Annotated in this window: 3 protein-coding genes; all 3 read left to right on the top strand. The window is 72.5% G+C overall.

Features of this window, described 5'->3' with window-relative positions; all coding sequences use genetic code 11:
* Positions 1-14: 14 nt before the first annotated feature.
* Positions 15-1,214, top strand: a complete 1,200-nt coding sequence (gene cas7e / locus GL263_RS25445) for a type I-E CRISPR-associated protein Cas7/Cse4/CasC (RefSeq protein ID WP_182858093.1) — start codon at positions 15-17, stop codon at positions 1,212-1,214.
* Positions 1,211-1,972 (top strand): type I-E CRISPR-associated protein Cas5/CasD, encoded by a 762-nt coding sequence (gene cas5e / locus GL263_RS25450; protein WP_182858094.1) that lies wholly within the window; start codon positions 1,211-1,213, stop codon positions 1,970-1,972. The genes cas7e and cas5e overlap by 4 nt, the downstream gene beginning before the upstream one ends.
* Positions 1,972-2,145 (top strand): type I-E CRISPR-associated protein Cas6/Cse3/CasE (locus GL263_RS25455; protein ID WP_182858095.1); only part of this gene is annotated, 174 nt, incomplete at its 3' end. The genes cas5e and GL263_RS25455, both read left to right, overlap by 1 nt.

Consider the following 2,145-nt stretch of genomic DNA (forward strand, 5'->3'; position numbering starts at 1 on the left):
AGCAAGGACGCCTCGTGAACAGCTGCTTCCTCGACGTGCACGTGCTCCAGACCGTGCCGCCCAGCAACCTCAACCGGGACGACACGGGCGCCCCCAAGTCGGCGATCTACGGCGGCGTTCCGCGCGCCCGCGTCTCCAGCCAGGCGTGGAAGCGCGCCACCCGCACCTTCTTCGGCGAGCAGAACCTGCTCGACCCGAGTGAACTCGGCGTCCGCACCAAGAAGGTCGTCGAACTCCTCGCCGGCCGCATCACCGAGCGCGACCCCGCCATCCCGCAGGCCGACGCGCTGAAACTGGCCGAGGCGGTCGTCAAGGAGGCCACCGGCGCGAAGATCGAGGTGCCGAAACGCAAGTCGAAGCAGGCGGAGGACGGCGATCCCGAGGCGGCGCCGGAGGCGAAGTACCTGATGTTCCTCAGCGCCCGCCAGATCGACGGCCTCGCCGCGCTGGCCGTCGAGGGCGCCGCCGACATCAAGGCGCACCTCAAGGACAAGGAGAACAAGGCGAAGGCGAAGGAGATCGCGAGCACCCGGCACTCCGTCGACATCGCCCTGTTCGGCCGCATGGTCGCCGACGCCGCCGACATCAACGTCGACGCCGCCGTGCAGGTCGCGCACGCCATCAGCGTGCACCGCGCGGAGAACGAGGCCGACTACTACACCGCCGTCGACGACAAGAACGAGGACGCGGAGACCGGCGCCGGAATGATCGGCACGGTCGACTTCAACTCCGCGACGCTGTACCGGTACGCCGCCCTCGGCGTCCACCAGCTCGCCGCCAACCTCGGCCAGGGCCTGCGCGACGACGAGCCGCGCAGCGAGCCCGTCCGCCGCGCGGTCGAGGCGTTCGTCCACGGCTTTGTCGCCTCGCTCCCCACCGGCAAGATCAACACCTTCGGCAACCACACGCTCCCCGACGCCGTGGTGCTCAAGCTCCGCACCACCCGCCCCATGAGTTTTGTCGCCGCGTTCGAGGAGCCCGTGACGGCCGACCTCTCCGGCGGCCACCTCCGCGAGGCCTGCGGTCGACTCGCCGACTACGCCGCCGACATGGAGTCCAAGTACGGCGACGCCGAGACGACCACCACCTGGGTCCTGCGCGTCGGCGACAACACCGCCAAGCTCGCCGACATCGGAGAGGAGGCCGCGAGCCTCCCCGAGCTTGTCGCCGCCGTCGGCCGCGCCGTCGCCGAACGCCTGGACGCCACCGCATGAGCACGCTCACGCTGCGGCTGGCGGGCCCCCTCCAGTCCTGGGGGTCCGCCGCCCGCTTCGTCCGCCGCACGACGGAGGCGATGCCGACCAAGAGCGGCGTCATCGGCCTGCTCGCCGCCGCCCAGGGCCTCACCCGGGACGACAACGACGGCCTGGCCCGGCTCGCCCGCCTCCGCTTCGGCGTCCGCGTCGACCAACCCGGCATGCGGGTAAGGGACTTCCAGACCGCCCACCACGCCGTGACCGGCAGATCGATGCCGCTCACCGAGCGCTTCTACCTCTCCGACGCCGTCTTCGTCGCCGCCCTCGAAGGCGACCACGCGCAGCTGACCGAGTTGGAGGCGGCCCTGCACACCCCCGTCTACCCGCCCTACCTCGGCCGCCGCTCCTGCCCACCGGCCGGCCGGCTCGTCCTCCGCGTCCACGCCGACAAGGACGTCGAAGCCGCACTGCGTGCCGAACCCTGGCAGGCCGCCACGTGGCACCAGCGGAGCCGACACGACGAACCCGTCGTCCCCCTCACCCTCCGACGCGAGCCGCGCCCCGGCGAACGCGGCGAGACGGACACCCTCCGCGACCAGCCGCTCAGCTTCGCCGCCGAACACCGCCGCCACGCGCTGCGCGGCGTGGTCACCTGCCGGCCCGCCGAAGTCGCCAACCCACACCACCGGCCCGCGCGACGCCCCGCCCCCGGCTGGGCCGACCACGACCCGATGACCGCCCTCGCCGAGGCGGCGGCGGAGGGACGGAACACCTGATGTACCTGACCCGTTTCCGAGTGAACACCGCACGCGCCGGCGCCCGCCGCCTGCTCTCCTCTCCCCAGGCGCTGCACGCCGCCGTCATGTCCTCCTTCCCGGCCCTCCTCCCCGCCTCCTCGCCGGGTGAGAGCCCTGCCGGGGCACGCGTCCTGTGGCGCCTGGACCACAAC

It is taken from the genome of Streptomyces durbertensis (genome assembly GCF_014156695.1).
GTDB lineage: Bacteria > Actinomycetota > Actinomycetes > Streptomycetales > Streptomycetaceae > Streptomyces > Streptomyces durbertensis.